This is a genomic window from Brevibacterium sp. Mu109 (assembly GCF_900169375.1).
Lineage (GTDB): Bacteria > Actinomycetota > Actinomycetes > Actinomycetales > Brevibacteriaceae > Brevibacterium > Brevibacterium yomogidense_A.
In genome coordinates this window covers 1-1,211 of record NZ_FXZF01000102.1, presented here as the reverse complement: position 1 = coordinate 1,211, position 1,211 = coordinate 1, and the positions used below count along the sequence as shown (strand labels likewise).

The 1,211-nt window shown below is 63.6% G+C and carries 1 protein-coding gene; it reads right to left on the bottom strand.

Translation table 11 applies throughout. The annotated features are described in order from the left end of the window. Positions 1 to 1,045: ImmA/IrrE family metallo-endopeptidase (locus BSP109_RS16630; protein ID WP_180959810.1), on the bottom strand; the 1,045-nt coding region annotated here is incomplete at its 3' end. Between the last annotated feature and the right edge of the window lie 166 nt (positions 1,046 to 1,211).

The following is a 1,211-nucleotide window of genomic DNA, read 5'->3' as shown; positions in this document are numbered from 1 at the left end:
GGCGTACGCTCCTGATCTCGGATGGTGCGATGCGTGCCCAGCCCGCGGTGAAATGGTCCTCGACGCAGACCAGCCGCGCCGAAACCGGCTCTAGTGCCGATCGCGACTCGTCCGGGAGCCCGGTTGCGTCCTGATCCGAGTGTTGCGAGGTGTCGTCACCCTGACTCTCGAACCTGGGCAAGATTCGACGTCTATCGCTGTTCCCGGGAATCCGCGCCAAGGCACGGTCAATCGATGCGGTCGACCGGTGTACCGGCCGTCTCGTCACACCCTCTGGACCCTCCCCGGATGCTCGAACGACGTCGGTGAAAGGTCCGGGCTCGGGACTAGAGACATGCAACGAGCGGGCGGAGATCTCGTGCTCGGTCATCCAGCGATAGGCAGTGGTCCTATTCTCAGGCAGGGTGATGACGAGCTCATCCCCCTCAGTGACGCGCACCTGCGTTCCTCCCGCGGTGAGACCGACTGGCCACACGTCAACGGCACCGCGAGGTCGGTGCCCATGGCACAGCTCCGTCTTGGCCTGAACAGGCTTGCGTCTAAGCAGATCGTCGCGTGTTGCGGTGCTGATGATGTCCAAGTTCGAGAGCTGGCGAGAGGCTGCTTCGTAACTTGCTCCCATGTCTCGGGCGCTGACGTAGTCGGTGACTCCATGGCGTGCGCAGGCTGCAAAAACGAGAGGGGGCGGCATCAGAAGCTGTCCCGCGAACAGTTGGGCGAGCTGCTCGCGGTCGCCAGTGGGATAGAAGATGTCCTCCTCGCTGTCGAATGCCGGCTCGTTAATGTCGAGGACCCAGTGCCCAATCTCGTGCGCTGCGGTGTACCGCTGGACCGCTGGACCGCGCTGAGTCGTGAGCATGATGCCGCCGTTCCCCTTGGGCACGGACGCACCCAGGAGGTTGTCGAGGCGATTGAAGACCAGCCATAGTCCTAGTCGATCGACGATGTCGAAGACGTCGACAGCCTCCGCCTGGTCGATCTCCAGGTCGTTGAGGAGGTCATCGGCCGCTTGCAGAGCGTTCCGGCGTTGCGCGATGCTGGCCATGGTCATCCACCTGGTTCGTCGTCAGGCTCGCTGGCGGTCGATTCTCCGGCGGAGGACCGCCGCAACTGAGACTGATTTGCCTCCCCACGACGAACCGGGAGCGGTCGACTCCGAGCTACGGGTGGCGCATCTCCAGCAGCAAGGAACTGCGCGAAGCGGAGTACCT